Origin of the sequence: Pseudomonas sp. OV226, assembly GCF_003148705.1 — a bacterium.
Taxonomy (GTDB): Bacteria; Pseudomonadota; Gammaproteobacteria; order Pseudomonadales; family Pseudomonadaceae; genus Aquipseudomonas.
Genome location: NZ_QGGS01000028.1, coordinates 66576 through 87017, shown reverse-complemented (window position 1 = coordinate 87017; position 20442 = coordinate 66576). Strand labels below are relative to the sequence as shown.

25 protein-coding genes are annotated in these 20442 nt (G+C 58.4%); 16 read left to right on the top strand and 9 right to left on the bottom strand.

What is annotated here, in order from left to right; translation table 11 throughout:
* Positions 1–70: 70 nt before the first annotated feature.
* Both C7534_RS32715 and C7534_RS29125 read left to right on the top strand, forming a co-directional pair.
* On the top strand, positions 71–526 hold the full coding sequence (locus C7534_RS32715) for a hypothetical protein (RefSeq protein WP_218278089.1): 456 nt from the start codon (positions 71–73) through the stop codon (positions 524–526).
* Positions 526–783, top strand: coding sequence for an immunity protein (locus tag C7534_RS29125; protein ID WP_109787889.1), 258 nt, complete (start codon positions 526–528; stop codon positions 781–783). Before C7534_RS32715 ends, C7534_RS29125 begins: the two co-directional genes overlap by 1 nt.
* Before the next feature lie 43 nt (positions 784–826).
* On the opposite strand, the gene C7534_RS29120 is transcribed toward C7534_RS29125, so the two are convergent.
* The 4 genes from C7534_RS29120 to C7534_RS29105 all read right to left on the bottom strand — a co-directional run bounded on the left by C7534_RS29120 (position 827) and on the right by C7534_RS29105 (position 4193).
* Positions 827–1738 (bottom strand): SDR family oxidoreductase, encoded by a 912-nt coding sequence (locus C7534_RS29120; RefSeq protein WP_046026776.1) that lies wholly within the window; start codon positions 1736–1738, stop codon positions 827–829.
* 112 nt (positions 1739–1850) lie between these two features.
* The gene (locus C7534_RS29115; RefSeq protein ID WP_109787888.1) at positions 1851–2753 is read right to left on the bottom strand and encodes an alpha/beta fold hydrolase; all 903 of its coding nucleotides are present in this window, start codon (positions 2751–2753) and stop codon (positions 1851–1853) included.
* Complete coding sequence (locus C7534_RS29110; protein WP_046026778.1) at positions 2753–3535, bottom strand: class II aldolase/adducin family protein; 783 nt, start codon at positions 3533–3535, stop codon at positions 2753–2755. The genes C7534_RS29115 and C7534_RS29110 overlap by 1 nt, the downstream gene beginning before the upstream one ends.
* Positions 3536–3740: 205 nt before the next feature.
* Entirely contained in the window at positions 3741–4193 is a 453-nt protein-coding gene (locus tag C7534_RS29105) for a flavodoxin (protein ID WP_109787887.1), read from the bottom strand.
* Positions 4194–4293: 100 nt separating this feature from the next.
* Between C7534_RS29105 and C7534_RS29100 the strand changes: the two genes are divergently transcribed.
* Both C7534_RS29100 and C7534_RS29095 read left to right on the top strand, forming a co-directional pair.
* Positions 4294–4770: a PAS domain-containing protein gene (locus C7534_RS29100; RefSeq protein ID WP_077430867.1), complete on the top strand. Its 477-nt coding sequence runs from the start codon at positions 4294–4296 to the stop codon at positions 4768–4770.
* 54 nt (positions 4771–4824) lie between these two features.
* A complete protein-coding gene (locus C7534_RS29095) occupies positions 4825–5430 on the top strand; it encodes a hypothetical protein (protein WP_046026781.1) in 606 nt (201 codons plus the stop codon).
* Between the two features lie 3 nt (positions 5431–5433).
* Here C7534_RS29095 and C7534_RS29090 read toward each other — a convergent pair whose 3' ends face one another.
* Positions 5434–6393: a MerR family transcriptional regulator gene (locus C7534_RS29090; RefSeq protein ID WP_109787886.1), complete on the bottom strand. Its 960-nt coding sequence runs from the start codon at positions 6391–6393 to the stop codon at positions 5434–5436.
* A 211-nt stretch (positions 6394–6604) separates the two neighbouring features.
* On the opposite strand from C7534_RS29090, the gene C7534_RS29085 reads away from it, so the two are divergent.
* The 7 genes from C7534_RS29085 (at position 6605) to C7534_RS29055 (ending at position 11054) form a co-directional block, all read left to right on the top strand.
* Positions 6605–7174 (top strand): antibiotic biosynthesis monooxygenase, encoded by a 570-nt coding sequence (locus tag C7534_RS29085; RefSeq protein ID WP_109787885.1) that lies wholly within the window; start codon positions 6605–6607, stop codon positions 7172–7174.
* 72 nt (positions 7175–7246) lie between these two features.
* Positions 7247–7957, top strand: a complete 711-nt coding sequence (gene folM, locus C7534_RS29080) for a dihydromonapterin reductase (protein ID WP_109787884.1) — start codon at positions 7247–7249, stop codon at positions 7955–7957.
* A 21-nt stretch (positions 7958–7978) separates the two neighbouring features.
* Positions 7979–8542 carry a GTP cyclohydrolase I FolE gene (folE, locus tag C7534_RS29075; protein ID WP_046026785.1) on the top strand — a complete coding sequence of 188 codons (564 nt, stop codon included), beginning with the start codon at positions 7979–7981 and terminating at the stop codon, positions 8540–8542.
* Positions 8542–8913, top strand: coding sequence for a dihydroneopterin triphosphate 2'-epimerase (gene folX, locus C7534_RS29070; RefSeq protein ID WP_046026786.1), 372 nt, complete (start codon positions 8542–8544; stop codon positions 8911–8913). Before folE ends, folX begins: the two co-directional genes overlap by 1 nt.
* Positions 8914–8980: 67 nt before the next feature.
* Positions 8981–9277, top strand: coding sequence for a DUF1244 domain-containing protein (locus C7534_RS29065; RefSeq protein ID WP_046026787.1), 297 nt, complete (start codon positions 8981–8983; stop codon positions 9275–9277).
* Entirely contained in the window at positions 9270–9608 is a 339-nt protein-coding gene (locus C7534_RS29060) for a HopJ type III effector protein (RefSeq protein ID WP_109787883.1), read from the top strand. The genes C7534_RS29065 and C7534_RS29060 overlap by 8 nt, the downstream gene beginning before the upstream one ends.
* 195 nt (positions 9609–9803) lie before the next feature.
* A complete protein-coding gene (locus tag C7534_RS29055; protein ID WP_109787882.1) occupies positions 9804–11054 on the top strand; it encodes a 2-aminoadipate transaminase in 1251 nt (416 codons plus the stop codon).
* A 175-nt stretch (positions 11055–11229) separates the two neighbouring features.
* On the opposite strand, the gene trxB is transcribed toward C7534_RS29055, so the two are convergent.
* Complete coding sequence (gene trxB / locus C7534_RS29045; RefSeq protein ID WP_109787881.1) at positions 11230–12192, bottom strand: thioredoxin-disulfide reductase; 963 nt, start codon at positions 12190–12192, stop codon at positions 11230–11232.
* Positions 12193–12504: 312 nt separating this feature from the next.
* Between trxB and cysZ the strand changes: the two genes are divergently transcribed.
* The gene (gene cysZ, locus C7534_RS29040; protein WP_077430868.1) at positions 12505–13257 is read left to right on the top strand and encodes a sulfate transporter CysZ; all 753 of its coding nucleotides are present in this window, start codon (positions 12505–12507) and stop codon (positions 13255–13257) included.
* Between the two features lie 40 nt (positions 13258–13297).
* The gene (locus C7534_RS29035) at positions 13298–14497 is read left to right on the top strand and encodes a glycosyltransferase family 4 protein (RefSeq protein ID WP_109787880.1); all 1200 of its coding nucleotides are present in this window, start codon (positions 13298–13300) and stop codon (positions 14495–14497) included.
* Positions 14498–14610: 113 nt separating this feature from the next.
* Here C7534_RS29035 and C7534_RS29030 read toward each other — a convergent pair whose 3' ends face one another.
* The 3 genes from C7534_RS29030 to C7534_RS29020 form a co-directional block, all read right to left on the bottom strand.
* The gene (locus C7534_RS29030; protein ID WP_046026792.1) at positions 14611–15714 is read right to left on the bottom strand and encodes an NADH:flavin oxidoreductase; all 1104 of its coding nucleotides are present in this window, start codon (positions 15712–15714) and stop codon (positions 14611–14613) included.
* A gap of 154 nt (positions 15715–15868) precedes the next feature.
* Positions 15869–16351: a glutathione peroxidase gene (locus C7534_RS29025; protein WP_046026793.1), complete on the bottom strand. Its 483-nt coding sequence runs from the start codon at positions 16349–16351 to the stop codon at positions 15869–15871.
* A gap of 122 nt (positions 16352–16473) precedes the next feature.
* Complete coding sequence (locus tag C7534_RS29020) at positions 16474–16959, bottom strand: FKBP-type peptidyl-prolyl cis-trans isomerase (protein ID WP_008150718.1); 486 nt, start codon at positions 16957–16959, stop codon at positions 16474–16476.
* On the opposite strand from C7534_RS29020, the gene C7534_RS29015 reads away from it, so the two are divergent.
* The 3 genes from C7534_RS29015 to C7534_RS29005 are packed head-to-tail and all read left to right on the top strand — an operon-like array spanning position 16928 to position 20329.
* A complete protein-coding gene (locus C7534_RS29015; RefSeq protein WP_109787879.1) occupies positions 16928–17266 on the top strand; it encodes a DUF3565 domain-containing protein in 339 nt (112 codons plus the stop codon). The two genes, C7534_RS29020 and C7534_RS29015, sit on opposite strands and share 32 nt — an antisense overlap.
* Positions 17267–17326: 60 nt before the next feature.
* A complete protein-coding gene (gene pta / locus C7534_RS29010) occupies positions 17327–19426 on the top strand; it encodes a phosphate acetyltransferase (RefSeq protein ID WP_109787878.1) in 2100 nt (699 codons plus the stop codon).
* The gene (locus C7534_RS29005) at positions 19427–20329 is read left to right on the top strand and encodes an acyltransferase (RefSeq protein WP_109787877.1); all 903 of its coding nucleotides are present in this window, start codon (positions 19427–19429) and stop codon (positions 20327–20329) included.
* Positions 20330–20442: the final 113 nt, after the last annotated feature.

The following is a 20442-nucleotide window of genomic DNA, read 5'->3' as shown; positions in this document are numbered from 1 at the left end:
TCGCATCATGAGGGGCTGGCTCCGGAAAGAAATCGGGAGTACAGCATCAGGCTTCAATAGGCGGCTTTGAATGTGGGGTTCGTGGATCCCTTACCAAGAAAATGCACGAATCGCAACATTGATAACAGCGTTGGCCGAGGCGCAAGCAAATGCACAAGCTGCCGCAGAGCATTTCGCAGCCGAACAGGCTCGTCTACAAGATGAAATGGAGCAACGAATCGAGCAGATACAAAAGCAACTAGAAACAGAAAGGCAGAGCCTGGAGATTCGCTGGAAAGTCACTGACACGGATCTGCGCTACTACACTCATGAGATACGAGAACTAGATCGTTACAGGGCATTCGGATATAGCGACAGCGCATCCCCTTCCGACGAGTCTCAAATATGGAACAATGCACATACGGCTACTCTTGAGGACTACAAGCCAGGAAGCGAACTGTCAATTTTGTATAACGAAGAAGCCATTGCAGCAATGAATGCACAAGACCAAAGAGAGTACGAAAAAGACATGAGGAGTTTCGAATGATGAACACTATCGAACAAATCATCAAAAACGAATCGGTAGAAGATGTAGTTTCGTTTTTCGCACTTTTCAGATCTGCCCAAGACGTCGACAGAATGTATAGTCGCCACCGTCAGGAGATAGTTTTAAACGGCGAACTGGTAAACACTTACAACTCGCTTTTCAGCAATGGCGTACTGATTAGCGACAAAAATGGAAAAACCGTTAAGGGACCTAACTGGAAGACCCCAAAATTTATGACCGAAAATAAATACTCTTAACAAGCGATTCAGCCACCAAGCCTGAGCTTGGTGGCTCCACGAATTAAAGCGAATACTTCTGCAAATTCCCCATCATTTCCTTCAGCGCCTCAATATTGTCCTTCGGATGCGCCGCGCCCTCGAAATCACAAATCTGCTCCCACTGCGCCGCCACATCTTCCGGAGAGAAACCCACTCGCGGATCAAAACCCGCACCCAGGCTGCGTTCCCAGCGCACCTTGCCCATCCAGCCGCCACCCACTTCAAACAACCCGGAAGTTTCCTTGCAGTTTTCACTGGCCAGATACACCACCAGCGGGCTGACCAATTCCGGTTTGAGTTGCTCGAACACTTGCGGCGGGATCAGTCCTTCGGTCATGCGCGTGCCGCCGGTAGGCGCGATGGCGTTGACGAGGATGTTGTTCTTGCGACCTTCGATGGCGAGGGTTCGCGTCAGGCCGTACAGGCCGAGTTTGGCCATGCCGTAGTTGGACTGGCCGAAGTTGCCGTAGATGCCCGAGGTCGACGCAGTGAAGATCACGCGGCCATAGTTTTGCTCGCGCATGTGCGGCCAGGCGGCGCGGGTGACTTTGTAGGCGCCTTCGACGTGGACGCGGTAAACCAGGTCCCAGTCGGCGTCGTCCATTTTGTGGAAGGTCTTGTCGCGCAGGATCCCGGCATTGTTGACCACCACATCGATACGGCCAAAAACGTCGAGCGCGTGCTGGACGATTTTGTCGCCGTCGGTAACTGAGTCATGGTTGGCTTCGGCGGTGCCGCCCGCCTCGCGAATTTCGGCAACCACGCGGTCTGCCGCCGACGCGTTGGCGCCTTCCCCTTGCGCCGAACCGCCGAGATCGTTGACCAGCACTTTGGCGCCCTGTTTGGCAAACAGCAGCGCGTGTGCCCGGCCCAAGCCGCCGCCAGCGCCGGTAACGATCACGACTTTATCTTCGAAGCGCACAGACTCATTCATTGGAAAACTCCAGCAGGCCAAGGGGACAATGAGTCCGAGTGTCAGGCACGGCGCTGCTGGTCACAATAAACAGGGGTGAGGCTGAATGGTGCTCGATAAGGCAGGGGGATAATCAGGACCACGCGACCCTGCGCGGCGGCAAAATCAGCCGATCGCGAAACTCCAGGTAATGCTTGAGCACTTGCGTCGGCGCCTCGGTCTGCGGGTAATGGCCAATCTCGGCCAGCAGGACCGTGTCCGGATTGGGGATCAGCTCCCGATAGCGTGTGACCATGTGCGCGCCGGAAATCGGATCGACCTCGCCATCAATGACGCGCAGCGGTACTTCACCGCGTTGCATGGCCGCGACCCAACGCTCGCGCTGGACACGCCGCTCCGGAATATAGGCGATAAGCTTGTGCATGATCCGCGGGCCGTGATTGCTCTCGACCAAACTCCAGAAATCATCTATTTCACTTTCAGTTGGCCGGGTCATCCGCCCGAAAATCTGCCGAAAACTCTTCACCAGCGCATCTCGCGTGAACGCGCGGCCAATCATCCAGCCCAAAGGGCTGAGCAACAGTTTTTGCGCCAGCAGCGGGCGATGGGTTTCGGGAAACAGGCCGCCATTGAGGAACACACAACTGGCAATGTGAATGCCGGTTTCGTAATGCCGGGCCAACAGTTCCTGCGCCACGCTGTCGCCATAGTCGTGGGCCAACACATGCACGGGCTGCGTAACGCTCAAATGCGCCAGCAATGCCTGCTGCAAGTCGGCCTGTTCGAGCAGGCTGTATTCGTGATCCACCGGTTTGGACGAGTCGCCAAAGCCGAGCATATCGCACGCGATCACCCGATAGCGCTGCGCCAGTGGCTGCCAGAGGTAATGCCAGTCCCAACTGGCGGTCGGGAAGCCATGAATGAGCAACAGCGGCTCACCCTGCCCCGCCGTCCAGTAGCGGATAGTCTGACCACGAAAGATGAACGTCTGGCCGCGTTTGCGCCAGACACACAGGGGGATCTCGGCGAGTGGCATTAGAGTTTATAACCCGGGTCTTGTTGATCGAGTTTGCGTAGCAGCGCCGGCCAGGCCAGCGCGCCACCCATCCCTTGAGCACTTTTGGTAACACCGGCAATCATCGCCTTGGCACCCGCCAGAATCTGCGGTTCGATGGCGATCAATTCGGCACCGCCGTTTTGTGCCAGCACCTGGATATCGCAGGCGCGCTGGAAGGTAAACATCATCAGGAACGTGTCGGCGATGGTGCTGCCACAGGTCAGCAGACCGTGGTTGTGCAGCATCAGGAAATTGTTTTCACCGAGGTCGGCTTGCAGGCGCGCTTTCTCTTCATGGTTCAGCGCAACGCCTTCATAAGCGTGATAAGCCAGGCTGGACAGCACAAACAGGGACTGCTGACTGATCGGCAAAATGCCCTGCTTCTGCGCCGACACCGCCACGCCGGCCGCCGTATGGGTGTGCAGCACGCAGACCACATCGTGGCGAACTTCATGCACGGCGCTGTGAATGGTGTAACCGGCGGGATTGATCTCGTAGGGACTGTCCATCAGTTTGTTGCCGGCTTGATCGACCTTCACCAGACTTGATGCAGTGATCTCATGGAACATCAGTCCAAACGGGTTGATCAGAAAGTCTTCAGTGCCCGGCACCTTGGCCGAGATGTGCGTAAAGATCAGGTCGTCCCAGCCATGGGCGGCGACCAAACGATAACAGGCGGCCAGATCGACGCGGGTTTGCCATTCGGCGGCGCTGACCTTATCTCTGACACTGTGGGGCGACTGGACGGGGGCAACATTCACGGCAAGACCTCCTGTTCTTATTGTTGTGCTGTCGTTACACCAGTCTAGTCAGCCCCCGGGCTTCGTGTAGTTGCATTGGCAGCCAGCTTGATGGCCGTGCGAGTCAGTGACGCAATGAGCTTGGATCCATGTCAAAGGACCGACGCTGGTAACCCTGTAGTGAACAGATTCAGCGATCTCGTCAGAAGTATGACGAGCTTCATCTTCAGCGCAAAACGCTGACCAATTCCGCCAGCCACGGCTCGGCGTCGGTTTCCGGGGTCACCGTTTCGCTGGCGTCCAGACGCAGCATCGGCAGCACTTCGCGCAGCCCCAGTTCACCGAACAGTTCGCGCATTTGTTCGCCGCCGCCACAGAAAGTATCGCCATAGCTCGCATCGCCCAGGGCGATGACTGCTCCCGGCAGACCGCGCCATGCTGCGGGCAATTGATCGCGAATCATCGAATACAACGGTTGCAGGTTGTCCGGCAATTCACCCATGCCGGTGGTCGATGTCACCGCCAGAAACGCTTGCGGTTCGAAAGCCAGGACATCGGCCAGTGACGCACGGGGGTTGTGCAGGGTTTCGAAACCGGCGGCCTTCAAAATACTTGCGGCGTGACGGGCGACTTCTTCAGCCGTGCCGTACACCGAGCCGGAAAGGATGGCGACTTTCATCAATCTGATCCTGAAACTGAGTGAAAGACCGGATATTAACAGCACGAACTGTATTGTTCTTTTAGAATGCAGGCTCAATCAAACCGGAAAGGATTCTCCGATGATCAATGCTCAACTGCTGCAAATGGCAATCAACGCTTCCAACGACGGCATCGTGATTGCAGAAAAGGAAGGCGACCAGGACAACATCCTGATTTACGTCAACCCGGCGTTCGAACACCTGACGGGGTACACCAGCGAAGAGATCCTCTACCAGGATTGCCGTTTCCTGCAGTCAGGCGATCGGGATCAGCAAGCGCTTCCAACCATTCGCGAGGCGCTGAGCACGAAAGGCTCCTGCCGGGAAATCCTCAGGAACTACCGCAAGGACGGCACGCCCTTCTGGAACGAACTGTCGCTTTCGACGGTGAAAGATCCGGGCAATGGGCAGGTTTATTTTGTCGGGGTGCAAAAAGACGTCACGATTCAAGTCAAAGCGCAGCAGCGTGTTGCACAGCTGGAAACACAGCTGGCCGAGGCACTCGCCGAACTTGCTGCGCTGAAAGCGACGAACGGTGCAAACAAAACTTCGAATTAGTGGTCATTAACTACAATCACCAATGACTTTGTAACTAATACTTTCGAGCAAGCCATGCAACGTGACGCACTCCTGACGCAGGATGAACTGGACTTCATCCAGACCATGCAACACAACCCGCAACTCAATGTGCGGGATGCGACGTCGAGCTTGCTCGTTAATGGTGGATCGCAGATCCGTGATTTGCTCACGCGCCTCGCGGCTCATGAGCAAGTCACCATCCAGGCCAATTTTGAAAATCAGCAAATGACCTTTCCGCTGCATCTGGTGGAAGACGAGTTTCATGCGCTGCATTTGCGCTTGGGTGTGCCGAGCATTTACGAAGACGGGCCGATGGTCCGACCCTGGCGCCTGGTGCTCGATGAGCCGGTGGCGCTGGAGAATGCCAAAGGCCAGCCCGGCACGATGTATGTGCACGAAGTCTCTTGCAAAGGGGTTTTGCTGGAAGTTCGCAACAAGACCAAACCACCCAAGCACTTCGCCTTGTGGTTCAGCCCCTCAGGCTATGAACGGATTGCGTTGCGCGGCACGTTTGAGCGTGAAACCGAGCACGGTTTCTATGCCTATGAACTGGGCCAGTCCGACAAAGATGAAACCGAGCGCCTGCGCCAGTTCATCCTTCAGCAGCATCGCCTGACACACCCTGCGTTGCATGTCTGAATCTCAGGTATCGAGGTTGCCCGCCAGGAACTGTTTCAGACGCTGGCGCATCACCGCGCCTTCATTGCCCAGACAGCCAATCGACGAACCGGCCAGGCTTTCCTGAGCCAGTTCTGACGTATCCCCGGCAAGAAACAACTGGCAATCCAGGCTCATCGCCAGACGATTGAGCCGTCGTGGCAGATCAGTTGAAGGCACGTGATTGGAAAAAAGCACCAGCGCTTGCGGTTTTAGCTGCTGGCATACCAGCGGCAACTCATCGAATGGCTGACCAATCGTCAGCAGCCGAACCCCCATTTCATTACTGCTCACGAACAGAGCGGCCACCAACAACTCTAGTTCTCGGCACTGACCTGCCAATGCACTGACGATCACCCGCCGGGGTTGCGCGTTACGCATCAGCAGCAAACGTTGCAATACGCGAACTCGCAGAAACCCATCAAAAAACAGCCATTCGCTGGTGCAACCGAATTGATCCTGGCGTTGTAACAACAACTTCCAGAGCGGCATCAGAATGTCCTGAAAAACGACTGCCTGGGAGTAGGTGGAAAAAATCTGCCCGTAGACTTGATCCAGTTGAACATCATCAAAGGAACTCACCGCCGCTTGGACCTGTTGCTGCCAATGGGCGTAATCGGCCTGAACGACTTCCTTGGGAATGAACTGCGCCAGTGCCTTGGGAGGTTCGGTCCTGGCCAGAATCTTGCCAACCTTGCTGACCGCGACACCGCGGTCAATCCAGCCAAGGATGCTGCGAACCTTCTCGACATCGACCATCGAGTACAGCCGATGCCCACTTTCGGTGCGGGTGGGCTGAATCAGGCCATAACGTCGTTCCCATGCCCGCAGCGTGACGGGATTGATGCCCGTCAGCCGCGCCACCTCACGAATGGGAAACAGCTCTTCGCGATTGATGGAAGGATCTGCCTCAGCGGCAGGAGGAGCGTCAGTCAGGACAGGCATTGGATGATGTACGTCCGGTGCGCAAAATTGGATCCCATTCTAACTCCATTACCCCCTCCATGTTCAACACATGCAAACCATGAAAGTCTCTGGTGTATTGGTCAGATTCAGGAATAATCCTTGCTTGTCTCAAGACGCAGTCCGACACCCTGGTGCTGCGTCTGGCGAAACGCCTATCCGGTGTAACGCAAATGCCCTACGGAGATACAAAATGTCTACCTCCCCCGTCACGCTGATGGTGGCGCGTCGCGTCGCCGATGGCCGTTATCAAGACCTGATTGCCTGGCTGCGCGAAGGCGAACAACTGGCCACCGATTTTCCCGGTTATCTCGGCTCTGGCGTGCTCGCTCCGCCAGCCGGTGATGACGAGTTCCAGATTATCTTCCGCTTTGCCGATGAGCAGACCCTGCACACCTGGGAGCATTCCGCCTCGCGTACTGCATGGCTAGGCCGTGGCAGCGATTTGTTCGCCCATCCAACCGAGCATCGGGTCAGCGGCATTGAAGGCTGGTTCGGCGCAGTCGGACAGCGCCCACCACGCTGGAAACAGGCAGTGGCGATCTGGTTGGCATTCTTTCCGGTGTCCTTGTTGTTCAACTTTGTACTGGGGCCTTTGTTGAGCGAACTGAGCCTGCTGTCGCGGGTTTTCATCAGTACGTTGTGCCTGACGCCGTTGATGGTCTACTTCTTCATTCCCTTGTCGACCCGCCTGTTGGCCAACTGGCTGAACACCACGCCGACACGGCCGTTGCCCGCCCGGCCGTCCACGCAAAACCGCTAAGCTCACTACCACAATAGGTGCATGCCTCCCGTCGCTGGTATAGTTTTGCTCTTACCGCGACGCGAGCCGTTCATGACCCCTTCCGCAGCCCCAATCCTCATCACCGGTGCCGGCCAGCGTGTCGGCCTGCATTGTGCGCAGCGTTTGATTGAAGACGGCCATCGGGTGATCTTCAGCTACCGCAGCGAGCGCCCCGGTGTCCAGGCATTGCGTGATCTGGGCGCCATCGCGGTGTTTGCCGACTTCTCCACTGAAGCCGGGATCCTCGCGTTCATCAGCGACCTGAAAACCCATACCGACAGCCTGCGGGCGATTGTCCACAATGCTTCCGAATGGCTGGCCGAAACGCCGGACACCGAGGCCGAAGCCTTCAGCCGCATGTTCAGCGTGCACATGCTTGCGCCCTACCTGATCAACCTGCACTGTGCCGACTTGCTGCAACGCTCAACTCCGGCAGACATTGTGCACATCAGCGATGACGTGACCCGCAAGGGCAGTAGCCAGCACATCGGTTACTGCGCCAGCAAAGCCGGGCTCGACAGCCTTACCCTGTCCTTCGCCGCGAAATATGCGCCGACAATCAAGGTCAACGGTATCGCCCCCGCCCTGCTAATGTTCAATCCCGAGGACGACGCGGCCTATCGCGCCAAGGCGCTGGCCAAATCCGTCCTGGGCATTGAGCCCGGCAGCGAAGTGATCTACCAGAGCCTGCGCTACTTGCTCGACAACCCGTATGTCACCGGCACCACCCTGACCGTCAACGGCGGACGGCACATCAAATAAGAGGCCTCGCGAGGATATTTCATGACGTTATCCCTGTCCCAGAGCTATCGCGAGATCCTCATCGGTCTCGGTGAAAACCCGGATCGCGAAGGCCTGATCGACACGCCGGCGCGTGCGGCAAAAGCCATGCGCTACCTCTGCCATGGCTACGAACAAAGTGTCGAAGAAATCGTCAACGGGGCGCTGTTCGCCTCCGACAATGATGAAATGGTCATCGTCGACAACATCGAGTTGTACTCGCTCTGCGAGCATCACATGCTGCCCTTCATCGGCAAGGCCCATGTGGCTTATATTCCTACGGGCAAGGTGTTGGGCCTGTCGAAAATTGCGCGACTGGTGGACATGTTTGCCCGGCGCCTGCAAATCCAGGAAAACCTTACCCGGCAAATCGCCGAAGCAGTACAACAGGTGACCAATGCCGCCGGTGTTGCGGTGGTCATCGAAGCGCGACACATGTGCATGATGATGCGCGGCGTCGAGAAACAGAATTCGACCATGAACACCTCAGTGATGCTCGGCGCCTTCCGCGAGTCGAGCAATACCCGCCAGGAGTTCCTGCAATTGATTGGACGGAGCAAGTCGTAATGCCACAACTTCAACCAGGTATGGCGCGCATCCGGGTCAAGGACCTGTGCCTGCGGACCTACATCGGAATCAACGAGGATGAAATCCTCAACAAGCAGGATGTGTTGATCAACCTGACCATCCTGTATGCGGCCCAGGAAGCGGTGCGCGACAACGATATCGATCACGCGCTGAACTACCGCACCATCACCAAGGCGATCATTGCCCACGTGGAGGGCAATCGTTTCGCCTTGCTCGAACGGCTCACCCAGGAACTGCTGGACCTGGTAATGACCAACGAATCGGTGCTGTACGCCGAGGTTGAAGTCGACAAGCCTCATGCACTGCGATTCGCCGAATCAGTGTCGATTACCTTGGCGGCGAGCCGCTGAGTGCGTCTGGCGCATTGGCCGCCAGACTTTTATCATCCGCGCCACGATTTGACCGACAGAGCCCGCCATGAACGATCAACAACGCCTGGAACTCGAAGCCGCCGCCTTTCGCCGACTGGTGGCCCATCTGGACAGCCGCAAGGATGTACAGAACATCGACCTGATGAACCTCTCCGGTTTCTGCCGCAATTGCCTGTCCAAGTGGTACAAGGCCGCCGCCGACGAACGCCAGATCGACGTCAGCCTCGATGACGCCCGCGAAGTGGTCTACGGCATGCCGTACGCCGAATGGAAAGCCCGATACCAGCAAGAAGCCAACGCCGAACAACAGGCGGCGTTCGCCAAAGGAAAACCCAATGAGTGATTTGAACACCCTGCGCGCCAGCCTCAAGAGCGGCGAACACGCTTTTGCCGACACCTTGGCGTTCATCGCCGCCGGCTACGACTACCAGCCTCAGGCATTCAACAACGGCGGTGTGGAAAACGCGGCCGGTCAGAACGAAGGCTCGTGCAAGACGCTCGGTCTGTCGCTGCTCGAAGGCCTGAGCGATGAAGAAGCGCTGCTGGCGTTCGGCGAGCACTACCGCTCGGTTGTGGCAACGCCTGAGGGCAGTGATCACGGCAATATCCGCGCACTGATTGCCCATGGGTTGGCCGGTGTGAAGTTCACTCAGCAACCGCTCACTCGCCGCTAAACGCTTTTTCTGTGGGAGCAAAGCTTGCTCGCGATGGCGATCACAGAGACGCCATCGCCTGCAAGCCGCGATCCTACAAGAGCCACAACACATCCCGACTTTTAAGATTGACCCGGCAACTTTATTTCGTTTGCCGGGCAGCGCTGCTCACGGCTTAGATAAAAAGAAGCATCCCCTCTTCAGAGTCGGTCATCCATGAGCAGCGAATCCATCAGCCGGTCGATCAACATCGTTCATCCTGTCACGCTCAGCCACGGCAAAAATGCCGAGGTCTGGGACACCGATGGCAAACGCTACATCGACTTCGTCGGCGGCATCGGCGTACTCAACCTCGGCCATTGCCACCCGCGCATCGTCGACGCCATTCGCGAGCAAGCCACCCGGCTGACCCACTACGCCTTCAACGCAGCACCGCATGTGCCTTACATCGAACTGATGGATCGCCTGACTGCGTTCATTCCCGTGGACTATCCGGTCAGCGGCATGCTCACCAACAGCGGCGCGGAAGCGGCGGAAAACGCCCTGAAGATCGTTCGCGGCGCCACCGGCCGCACCGCCGTGATCGCGTTCGACGGCGCCTTCCACGGCCGCACGCTGGCCACCCTGAACCTCAACGGCAAGGTCGCGCCCTACAAACAGAAAGTCGGCGTATTGCCGGGGCCGGTGTATCACCTGCCCTTCCCGAGCCAGGACAACGGCGTGACCTGCGCCGAAGCCTTGAAGGCCATGGACCGCCTGTTCAGCGTCGAAATCGACATTGATGACGTGGCGTGTTTCATCGTCGAACCGGTACAGGGCGAAGCAGGCTTCCTGGCGATGGACGTGGAGTTCGCCCAGTCGCTGCGACGGTTGTGTGATGAAAAGGGCATTGTGCTGATCGCTGACGAAATCCAGTCCGGTTTTGGCCGCACCGGCCAGCGTTTTGCGTTCTCGCGGCTGGGCATCGAACCGGACCTGATTCTGCTGGGCAAAAGCATCGCCGGCGGCGTACCACTGGGTGCGGTGGTTGGGCGCAAGGCATTGCTCGACACCTTGCCCAAGGGCGGACTGGGCGGCACCTATTCGGGAAACCCCATTGCCTGCGCCGCCGCGCTGGCGACCCTGGATGAGATGACCGACACACAGTTGCAAGCCTGGGGCGCGCAGCAGGAAGAAGCGATTGTCAGCCGCTACAAAGCTTGGTGCGACAGCAAACTTTCACCGTATCTGGGTCGTTTGACCGGTGTTGGCGCGATGCGCGGAATTGAACTGGCCCATGCCGATGGCACACCGGCACCCGCCCAGTTGACGCAACTGCTGGCGTTGGCGCGAGACGCCGGTTTGCTGCTGATGCCCAGCGGCAAGTCGCGCCATATCATTCGACTGTTGGCGCCATTGACCACCGAAGCGGCGGTGCTGGAGGAAGGCCTGGATATTCTTGAAGCGTGTCTGAACAAATTGACCTGAACCCAAAATCCCTGTGGGAGCGAGCTTGCTCGCGATGGCGGAGTGTCAGTCAACATCAATGCTGAATGATTAACTGCTATCGCGAGCAGGCTCACTCCTACAGGTTCTTTGATTGGTCACTGAATCGCGGGCATAAAAAAACCGGCTGCGAAGCCGGTTTTTCATTTCAACGATCTCAGAACTTGGCGTTCTGCAGGTCGTCCAGGTAACGCTCGGTGTCCAGAGCGGCCATGCAGCCAGCGCCGGCCGAGGTGATGGCCTGACGGTAAACGTGGTCAGCCACGTCACCGGCGGCGAAGATACCTTCGATGCTGGTCGCTGTTGCGTTGCCTTCACGGCCGCCTTGCACCACCAGGTAGCCGTCTTTCAACGTCAGCTGACCTTCGAACAACGAGGTGTTCGGGGTGTGGCCGATGGCGATGAACACGCCGTCGACTTTCAGTTCGTCGAAGCTGCCATCGTTGTTCTTCAGGCGTGCACCGGTGACGCCCATGTTGTCGCCCAGTACTTCGTCCAGGTTGGCGTTCAGCTTCAGGATGATCTTGCCTTCGGCAACCCGGGCATTGAGCTTGTCGATCAGGATCTTCTCGGCGCGGAAGGTTTCACGACGGTGGATCAGGGTCACTGTGCTGGCGATGTTGGCCAGGTACAGCGCTTCTTCAACCGCGGTGTTGCCACCGCCGACCACAGCCACCGGCTTGTTGCGATAGAAGAAACCATCGCAGGTCGCGCAGGCCGAAACGCCTTTGCCCATGAACGCTTCTTCGGACGGCAGGCCCAGGTAGCGAGCGCTGGCACCGGTGGCGATGATCAGGGCGTCGCAGGTGTACTTTGCGCTGTCGCCGATCAGGGTGTAAGGCTTGGAAGCAAAGTCCACGGCATTGATGTGATCGAAAACGATCTCGGTCTCAAAGCGCTCGGCGTGTTCTTTCATGCGTTCCATCAGCGCCGGGCCGGTCAGGCCGTGGACGTCGCCCGGCCAGTTGTCGACTTCGGTGGTGGTGGTCAGTTGACCACCGGCCTGCATGCCGGTGATCAGCAGTGGCTTGAGGTTGGCACGGGCGGCGTAGACCGCAGCGCTGTAACCGGCAGGGCCGGAACCGAGAATAATCACTCGCGAATGACGGACTTCAGACATGACCTGCTCCTGTTGACCGGCCCTGAACATCAGGCGCGGAACGCCGGGTTGCCGGCGGGAATAAAAAAGGACCGTGGTTACCTTGGGGAAGGCTTGAGTTCGACAGTCCTGCAAAAAGATTGGGTGCAGCGTATCGAGGGGGCGAAGATTAAGGAAATACGGTTTAACAATCCAGCTCATAGGTGGTCTCTATCCCACCGCAGCGACTATATAAACGTCTTTGTTACAGTGAATGTCGATTCAGCGACCGCGCTTTCCCCCTTCCGACAAAGCCGGTAAGGTCGGCGCGTTTCCCTCTGCCCGGAGCACGTTATGCCCGCACCCGCCCTGTCCGGCCCGCAATACCTGCGCGAAGGCCTCAAGCTGGTCCTGAGCCCCAGCCTGCGTTTGTTTGTCTTGTTGCCGCTGGCAATCAACCTGGTGCTGTTCGTCGGATTGATTTATCTGGCCGGCCATCAGTTCAGTCTGTGGGTCGATACGCTGATGCCGACCCTGCCCGACTGGCTGAGTTTTCTCAGCTACATCCTCTGGCCGATTTTTGTGGTGCTGGTGGTGTTGATGGTGTTCTTCACCTTCACCATGCTCGCCAACGTCATCGCCGCGCCGTTCAATGGCTTCCTTGCGGAGAAAGTCGAAGTGGTGGTGCGTGGCACCGACGACTTCCCGACTTTCAGCTGGGGCGAACTGATCGCCATGATCCCGCGCACCCTCTCCCGGGAAATGCGCAAACTCGGCTACTTCCTGCCACGGGCAATCGGGCTGTTTATCCTGTCCTTCATCCCGGTAGTGAACATCATTGCAGCACCGCTGTGGCTACTGTTCGGGGTGTGGATGATGGCGATCCAGTACATCGACTACCCGGCGGATAACCACAAACTCGGCTGGAATGAAATGCTCGCCTGGCTGCGGCAGAAGCGCTGGCAGAGCATGAGTTTCGGCGGCAGCGTGTATCTGGTGCTGCTGATCCCGGTGGTGAACATTTTGATGATGCCGGCCGCCGTGGCCGGGGCGACGCTGTTCTGGGTGCGTGAGCGCGGGGCGGAAAATCTGGTGGCCCAGCGCTGACCGAGTCACAAATCCATCATCAAAGCGCCACAATGACGACATGGCCTCAGCCGACACTGAGGTCATGACGACAGCTCTGCATATCACTCTGATCACCGAAACATTCCCTCCGGAAATCAACGGCGTGGCCAACACCCTTGGCCGTTTGTGCGACGGTTTGCGCGCGCGCGGGCACCAGGTGGAATTGGTGCGGCCTCGCCAGGGGGGGGATCAGCAGTTGAGCAGTGACGATGATTTGCTGTTGTGTCGAGGCTGGCCGCTACCGGGCTATCCCGGCCTGCAATGGGGCCAGTCGTCGATGCATAAACTGTTGAGGCGCTGGACGCGTCATCGCCCCGACGTGCTGTACATCGCCACCGAAGGGCCTCTGGGCTTGTCCGCATTACGCGCAGCACGGCGATTGGGGATTTCGGTGGTGAGCGGCTTTCACACCAACTTTCAGCAGTACTCCAGCCAATACGGGCTCGGGTTGTTGACTCGTTTGCTGACGCACTACCTGCGCTGGTTTCACAACCGCTCGACCCTGACCCTGGTGCCGAGCCCCAGTCAGCGACTGGAGCTTGAACGCCGACATTTCGAGCGTCTGGCCTTGCTTTCCCGGGGTGTCGACAGCCAATTGTTTCATCCGAGCAAAAGGCAGGTATCGCTGCGCGAACAGTGGGGCTTGGCCGAGGATGACATTGCGGTCATTCATGTCGGGCGCTTGGCTCCCGAGAAAAACCTGGGCTTGCTCAAACGCAGTTTCGACTCGCTGAAAGCCACTTATCCACAGCGCAACATACGCTTGATCGTCATCGGCGACGGCCCACAACGCGCGGAGCTGGAGCAGGACCTTCCCGAGGCGGTTTTCTGTGGCTCACAACGCGGTGAGGCGCTGGCCAGTCATTACGCATCGGGGGACGTATTTCTGTTTCCAAGCATGACCGAAACCTTTGGCAATGTGGTGCTTGAAGCATTGGCGTCGGGATTGGGCGTGGTGGCGTACGACCAGGCGGCAGCGGCGCAGCATATCCGCCATGGCTACAACGGCGTGCTGGCGATGCCGGGGGATGAAGAGGCCTTTTGTGATGCTGCGGCGTGGTTGCTGGAAGAGCGCGAAACCTTGCGGTGTGTGCGGCTCAATGCGCGCCAGCATGCGAGTCGCCAGGGCTGGGGGGCGATTATCGAGCAGTTTGAAGGGCAGTTGCGCGGGGCTTGCATGCAGGGGCAACCCCTACCCGATGCAGCGTTTTTGCCTTAAAAGCATCGCGGGCAATCTTTGCTCCTACGGTGTTGTGTCGATTCACACATTTGTATTCGACAAAGAACCGTAGGAGCAAGGCTTACCCGCGATAGCGTCAGTGCGGTCGCTGCTTAAACCAGCGACATCAACGCCTCGCGGCTGAACGGCAGGATGTCTTCTTCACGACCGTCGCGTACTTTCTGCGCCCAGTCCGGGTCGACCAACAATGCGCGCCCCACGGCCACCAGGTCGAATTCGTCGTTGTTCAAACGCTCCAGCAGCTTTTCCAGACTGGCCGGCTGGGCGATCTTGTCGGTGTTGACCATGAATTGCAGGAACTCGCCGTCCAGGCCAACGCTGCCCACGGTGATGGTCGGCTTGCCCGTGAGTTTGCGGGTCCAGCCGGCCAGGTTCAGCTCGGAACCGTCGAATTCCGGCTCCCAGAAACGGCGCGTCGAGCAGTGGAAAATGTCCACGCCAGCGTCGGATAATGGCTTGAGGAATTCACCCAACGCTTGCGGGGTTTGCACCAGACGCGCGGTGTAATCCTGCTGTTTCCACTGCGAGAAGCGGAAGATGATCGGGAAACCTTCGCCGACCGCTGCACGCACAGCCTGAATCAGCTCGATGGCAAACCGTGAACGGTTGGCCAGGCTGCCGCCGTATTCGTCGGTGCGCTGGTTGCTGCCTTCCCAGAAGAACTGGTCCACGAGATAGCCGTGGGCGCCATGGATTTCCACGCCGTCCATGCCAATGCTCTGGGCATCTTTGGCCGCTTGAGCGAACGCGGCGATCACGTCCTGGATATCTTGTTTAGTCATGCCGTGAACCACGACCTGACCGTCCTTCAATTTTTCCGATGGGCCGTAACCCGGGACGCTGGCGTCCGGCTCAGTGCCAATACGACGCACACTGCCGACATGCCACAGTTGCGGAACGATCTTGCCGCCTTCGGCGTGGACCGCATCGACCACTTTCTTCCAGCCGGCCAATGCGGCATCGCCGTAGAAATGCGGCACATTGGGGTAGCCGTTCGACGCCTTGTGGCCGACGGTCGTGCCTTCGGTGATGATCAGACCCACGCCGGCCGCAGCACGACGACGGTAGTATTCGATCACTTTGGAATTGGGTACGCCACCCGGCGAAAACGAACGGGTCATCGGCGCCATGACAACGCGGGTCGGCAGCTCAAGGGTGCCGAGGTGGAACGGTTTGAACAAGGCTTTGACGGACATGGGGCACTCCACGAAAACGATATCGACGGGACGTAATTTTATGACGACGATAATATGCGGAGTTGCCAGCGATGCACAGCACTATTGATCTGGGTGATTAAGGGTCAAAAGGCAGGCATAAAAAAACGCAGCCGAGGCTGCGTTTCTTGTGAGTTCAGCTCAACGCTTTTTCGATCGCATGAACGATCGTCGGATCATCCGGCGCCGTGCGCGGGGAAAACCGCGCCAGCACACGACCGTCCTTGCCCAGCAGGAATTTTTCGAAGTTCCAGGTAATGTCACCCGGGAATTCCGCACCCTCGCCCGCCAGCAGGCGATACAACTGATGACGCTCATGACCGTTGACTTCCAGCTTGCTGGACAACGGAAAAGTCACGCCATAGTTGAGGCTGCAAAACTCCTGGATCTCTTGCTCGGAACCCGGCTCCTGCCCGGCAAACTGGTTGCACGGCAGACCCAGAACGCTGAAACCTTTGGCTTTGAACTGCTGATAAAGGTTTTCCAGCGCCGCGTACTGTGGGGTCAAGCCACATTTGGAGGCGACGTTGACCACCAGCACGACTTGCCCCTTGAAGGGCGCCAGCGGTAGGTCTTGTCCATCCAGGGCTGTCAACTTAAGGTCGTGAAAAGCACTCATGACGAACTCCAAATTCCCGTGTTCTTCTCGAAACAGCCACTTGGCAATGCCGCCAAGGACAGCCGCGGACTAAAAAGGCGCCCTAGGGCGCCTCTCCAGTACTCTGAGCTTAGCGCAGAAAATCAGTGGTGATGGCCACCTTCGCCATGGACGTGACCATGAGCGATTTCTTCTTGGCTGGCGTCACGGATGTCGATGATCTTGACCTGGAAATTCAGGCGCTGACCGGCCAACGGGTGGTTGCCGTCAACGGTGACGTCGTCGCCGTCCAGATCGCGAATGGTGACGATCTGCATCTGGCCGTCCGGAGCGGAAGCGTGGAACTGCATGCCCACTTCCAGCTCATCAACGCCTTCGAACATGCTGCGGCTCAGGGTGCTGACCAGTTCGGCAGCGTATTCGCCGTAAGCGTCTTCAGGTTCAACGGCTACGGTCAGCTCGTCGCCAACGGTTTTGCCTTCCAGAGCCTTTTCCAGGCCCGGGATGATGTTGCCTGCGCCTTGCAGGTAGACCAGCGGCGCGCCGCCGGCGGAGCTGTCGATGACCTCACCAGCGTCGTTGGTCAGGGTATAGTCGATGGAGACAGCCTTATTGGCGGCGATCAGCATGGGGCGAGACCTTTTGCATAAGAATGATGAAAGGCCAAGTTTAGCGAAGCAATCGCGCGAAAGCGAACACAACCCGGACGGAAGGTTCGCGGCGCAGGGCGTAACGGTCACAGGTTTCCATCAGGATGAGGACGGGCATTGGGTGGCCGAGCTTTCCTGCGGCCACACCCAGCACCTGCGTCACCAGCCGCCGTGGCAATCGCGTGCCTGGGTGCAGGACCCCGCGCAACGTATTGAAAAAATAGGCCAGCCCTTTGATTGCGGTTGGTGCGCACAAGGCTCGGTTAGCGATAACCTTGGCGACTGAATTGCGGCAGATCGTCAGATATAGATGATCGCCATTGCCATGCACCCTTAGAGAATTCGCATGCAAACTTTTTTTATCGCGCCCACCGACTTTGGTGTGGGTCTGACGTCTATCAGCCTCGGGCTGGTGCGCACGCTTGAGCGTGCCGGTCTCAAGGTCGGCTTTTTCAAACCGATTGCCCAGCCCCATCCGGGTGATACCGGGCCAGAACGCTCCACCGAACTGGTAGCGCGCACCCACGGTTTGAAGCCACCGCAACCGCTGGGCCTGGCGCATGTCGAGCGCATGCTCGGCGATGGTCAACTCGATGAGTTGCTCGAAGAAATCATCACCCTCTACCAGCAAGCCGCTGTCGGCAAAGACGTGCTGATCGTCGAAGGCATGGTCCCGACCCGCAGCGCCAGCTACGCCGCACGGGTGAATCTGCACCTGGCGAAAAGCCTCGACGCCGATGTGATCCTGGTCTCGGCACCGGAAAACGAAGTACTGACCGAGCTATCCGGGCGCGTGGAATTGCAGGCGCAATTGTTCGGCGGCCCAAAAGACCCGAAAGTCCTCGGCGTGATCCTCAACAAGGTCAAGACCGACGAAAGCATGGATGTCTTCGCCACGCGCTTGAAAGAACACTCGCCATTGCTGCGCAGCGGTGATTTCCGCCTGTTGGGGTGCATCCCGTACCAGCCGGAATTGAACGCCCCGCGCACCCGCGATGTGGCTGATCTGATGGGCGCGCAGATTCTCAATGCCGGTGACTACGAAACCCGGCGCATGACCAAAATCATCATCTGCGCCCGCACCATGCGCAACACCGTGGAACTGCTCAAGCCCGGCGTGCTGGTGGTCACCCCCGGCGACCGCGATGACATCATCCTGGCCGTCAGCCTCGCGGCCATGAACGGCGTGCCCTTGGCCGGCCTGCTGCTGACCAGCGACACCCTGCCCGACCCGCGCATCATGGACCTGTGCCGTGGCGCCTTGCAGGCGGGGTTGCCGGTGTTGTCGGTGAGCACCGGCTCCTACGACACCGCCAACCAGCTCAATGGCTTGAACAAGGAAATTCCTATCGATGACCGCGAGCGTGCGGAGATCATTACCGACTTCGTCGCCAGCCACCTCGACGCCAACTGGTTGCACCAGCGCTGCGGTACCCCGCGTGAGATGCGCCTGTCGCCCGCCGTATTCCGCTATCAATTGATCCAGCGCGCCCAGGCTGCCAACAAGCGCATCGTGCTGCCAGAAGGCAGCGAGCCGCTGACCGTGCAAGCGGCAGCGATCTGTCAGGCGCGTGGCATTGCCCGTTGCGTGTTGCTGGCCAAACCGGCGGACGTCGAAGCCGTCGCTCGCGCCCAAGGCATCGAGCTGCCACCCGGGCTGGAGATTCTCGACCCGGACCTGATCCGCGAGCGCTATGTCGAGCCGATGGTTGCCCTGCGCAAAAGCAAAAGCCTCAACGCACCGATGGCCGAGCAGCAACTGGAAGACACTGTTGTGATCGGCACCATGATGCTGGCGCTGGATGAAGTCGACGGTCTCGTGTCCGGTGTCATCCACTCCACCGCCAATACCATTCGCCCGGCCCTTCAACTGATCAAAACCGCGCCGGGCTGCACGCTGGTGTCGTCGGTGTTCTTCATGCTGTTCCCTGAAGAAGTGCTGGTCTACGGCGACTGCGTGATGAACCCGCACCCGAGCGCCAGCGAACTGGCCGAGATCGCCCTGCAAAGCGCCGACTCGGCGGCCGCGTTCGGCATCACCCCGCGCGTGGCGATGATCAGCTACTCCAGCGGTGAATCGGCCAGCGGCGAGGAAGTCGAGAAAGTGCGCGAAGCAACGTTGCTCGCCCACGAGCAGCAAAACTCGCTGTTGATCGACGGCCCTCTGCAATACGACGCCGCCGCCAACGAAACGGTGGCCCGACAACTGGCCCCCAACAGTCAGGTCGCCGGTCGCGCCACAGTGTTCGTGTTCCCCGACCTCAACACCGGCAACACCACCCACAAAGCCGTGCAGCGCAGCGCCGATTGCGTCAGCCTCGGCCCGATGTTGCAAGGCCTGCGCAAACCGGTGAACGACCTGCCGCGCGGTGCGCAAGTCGACGACATCGTCTACACCATCGCGTTGACCGCGATCCAGGCTGCCAACCGACCTATGGATGTTTAAATGCTGGATTTCCTGCCTGCCGCCGTGCGCGGCGTGATTGCATCGTTGTTGTTGGCACTGAACACGATTTTGCTCTGCTCCTTTCTGTTCTGCGTGGCACTCGTCAAGGTTTTGCCGTTTGCCTTCACGCAGCGGATTGCGGGCTGGTTGATGAGCCATACCCATGAAGCCTGGATCAGCCTCAACAAAGGCTGGATGAATCTGGTCCGCCGCACGCGCTGGCACCTCAGCGGCCTGCAAGGTCTGGACTATCAACATTCCTACCTGATCACCAGTAACCACCAGAGCTGGGTCGACATTCTGGTGCTGCAATACGTGCTCAACCGACGTATCCAACCGCTGAAGTTCTTTCTCAAGCAGGAGCTGATCTGGGTGCCGGTCATTGGTCTGGCCTGGTGGGCGCTGGGCTTTCCATTCATGAAGCGCTACTCCAAGGCCTATCTGGAAAAGCACCCGGAGAAGAAAGGCAAAGACCTGGAAACCACCCGCAAGACGTGCGCGAAGTTTCGCAATAATCCGGTGGGGATTTTCAACTTTGTCGAAGGCACGCGCTTCACCAAGGCCAAGCACGCGCAGCAGCAATCACCGTTTCGCTACCTGCTCAAACCCAAGGCCGGCGGCATTGCCTTTGTGCTGGACGCCATGGGCGAGCAACTCGAATCCATCGTCAATGTGACCATCCACTACCCCGCGGGGCGTCCCGGTTTTTGGGACCTGTTGTGCGGGAACGTGGCGGACGTGGTGGTGCATTTTCAGGAACTGAAAATCCCGCCGCAGTACATTGGCAAGAATTACGATCAGGACGGCGATTACCGATTGCAGTTTCAGGGCTGGATCAATCAGCTGTGGCTGGACAAGGATGCGTTGCTGGAGCAGATGCATCGGGAGTATCCGGCCAAGTGAACCAGGTTCCGGAAGGGCCTCATCGCGGGCAAGCCATGCTCCTACAGTTTTTCGTCGTGCCATATGGCGCGGCCACCCGAAATCCGTAGGAGCAAGGCTTGCCCGCGATGGCG

Bases quoted from the DNA above. Each gene is read 5' to 3' on its own strand.
- C7534_RS29015 (WP_109787879.1), top strand. From the start codon at position 16,928: ATGGAGACAGCCTTATTGGCGGCGATCAGCATGGGGCGAGACCTTTTG.
- C7534_RS29105 (WP_109787887.1), bottom strand. From the start codon at position 4,193: ATGAAAGTCGCCATCCTTTCCGGCTCGGTGTACGGCACGGCTGAAGAA.
- C7534_RS29060 (WP_109787883.1), top strand. From the start codon at position 9,270: ATGAGTGATTTGAACACCCTGCGCGCCAGCCTCAAGAGCGGCGAACAC.
- C7534_RS29085 (WP_109787885.1), top strand. From the start codon at position 6,605: ATGTCTACCTCCCCCGTCACGCTGATGGTGGCGCGTCGCGTCGCCGAT.
- C7534_RS29120 (WP_046026776.1), bottom strand. From the start codon at position 1,738: ATGAATGAGTCTGTGCGCTTCGAAGATAAAGTCGTGATCGTTACCGGC.
- C7534_RS29055 (WP_109787882.1), top strand. From the start codon at position 9,804: ATGAGCAGCGAATCCATCAGCCGGTCGATCAACATCGTTCATCCTGTC.
- C7534_RS29100 (WP_077430867.1), top strand. From the start codon at position 4,294: ATGATCAATGCTCAACTGCTGCAAATGGCAATCAACGCTTCCAACGAC.
- trxB (WP_109787881.1), bottom strand. From the start codon at position 12,192: ATGTCTGAAGTCCGTCATTCGCGAGTGATTATTCTCGGTTCCGGCCCT.
- folX (WP_046026786.1), top strand. From the start codon at position 8,542: ATGCCACAACTTCAACCAGGTATGGCGCGCATCCGGGTCAAGGACCTG.
- C7534_RS29115 (WP_109787888.1), bottom strand. From the start codon at position 2,753: ATGCCACTCGCCGAGATCCCCCTGTGTGTCTGGCGCAAACGCGGCCAG.
- cysZ (WP_077430868.1), top strand. From the start codon at position 12,505: ATGCCCGCACCCGCCCTGTCCGGCCCGCAATACCTGCGCGAAGGCCTC.
- C7534_RS29005 (WP_109787877.1), top strand. From the start codon at position 19,427: ATGCTGGATTTCCTGCCTGCCGCCGTGCGCGGCGTGATTGCATCGTTG.
- C7534_RS29065 (WP_046026787.1), top strand. From the start codon at position 8,981: ATGAACGATCAACAACGCCTGGAACTCGAAGCCGCCGCCTTTCGCCGA.
- C7534_RS29125 (WP_109787889.1), top strand. From the start codon at position 526: ATGAACACTATCGAACAAATCATCAAAAACGAATCGGTAGAAGATGTA.
- folM (WP_109787884.1), top strand. From the start codon at position 7,247: ATGACCCCTTCCGCAGCCCCAATCCTCATCACCGGTGCCGGCCAGCGT.
- C7534_RS29090 (WP_109787886.1), bottom strand. From the start codon at position 6,393: ATGCCTGTCCTGACTGACGCTCCTCCTGCCGCTGAGGCAGATCCTTCC.
- C7534_RS29095 (WP_046026781.1), top strand. From the start codon at position 4,825: ATGCAACGTGACGCACTCCTGACGCAGGATGAACTGGACTTCATCCAG.
- C7534_RS29035 (WP_109787880.1), top strand. From the start codon at position 13,298: ATGGCCTCAGCCGACACTGAGGTCATGACGACAGCTCTGCATATCACT.
- C7534_RS29020 (WP_008150718.1), bottom strand. From the start codon at position 16,959: ATGCTGATCGCCGCCAATAAGGCTGTCTCCATCGACTATACCCTGACC.
- C7534_RS32715 (WP_218278089.1), top strand. From the start codon at position 71: ATGTGGGGTTCGTGGATCCCTTACCAAGAAAATGCACGAATCGCAACA.
- C7534_RS29030 (WP_046026792.1), bottom strand. From the start codon at position 15,714: ATGTCCGTCAAAGCCTTGTTCAAACCGTTCCACCTCGGCACCCTTGAG.
- C7534_RS29025 (WP_046026793.1), bottom strand. From the start codon at position 16,351: ATGAGTGCTTTTCACGACCTTAAGTTGACAGCCCTGGATGGACAAGAC.
- pta (WP_109787878.1), top strand. From the start codon at position 17,327: ATGCAAACTTTTTTTATCGCGCCCACCGACTTTGGTGTGGGTCTGACG.
- folE (WP_046026785.1), top strand. From the start codon at position 7,979: ATGACGTTATCCCTGTCCCAGAGCTATCGCGAGATCCTCATCGGTCTC.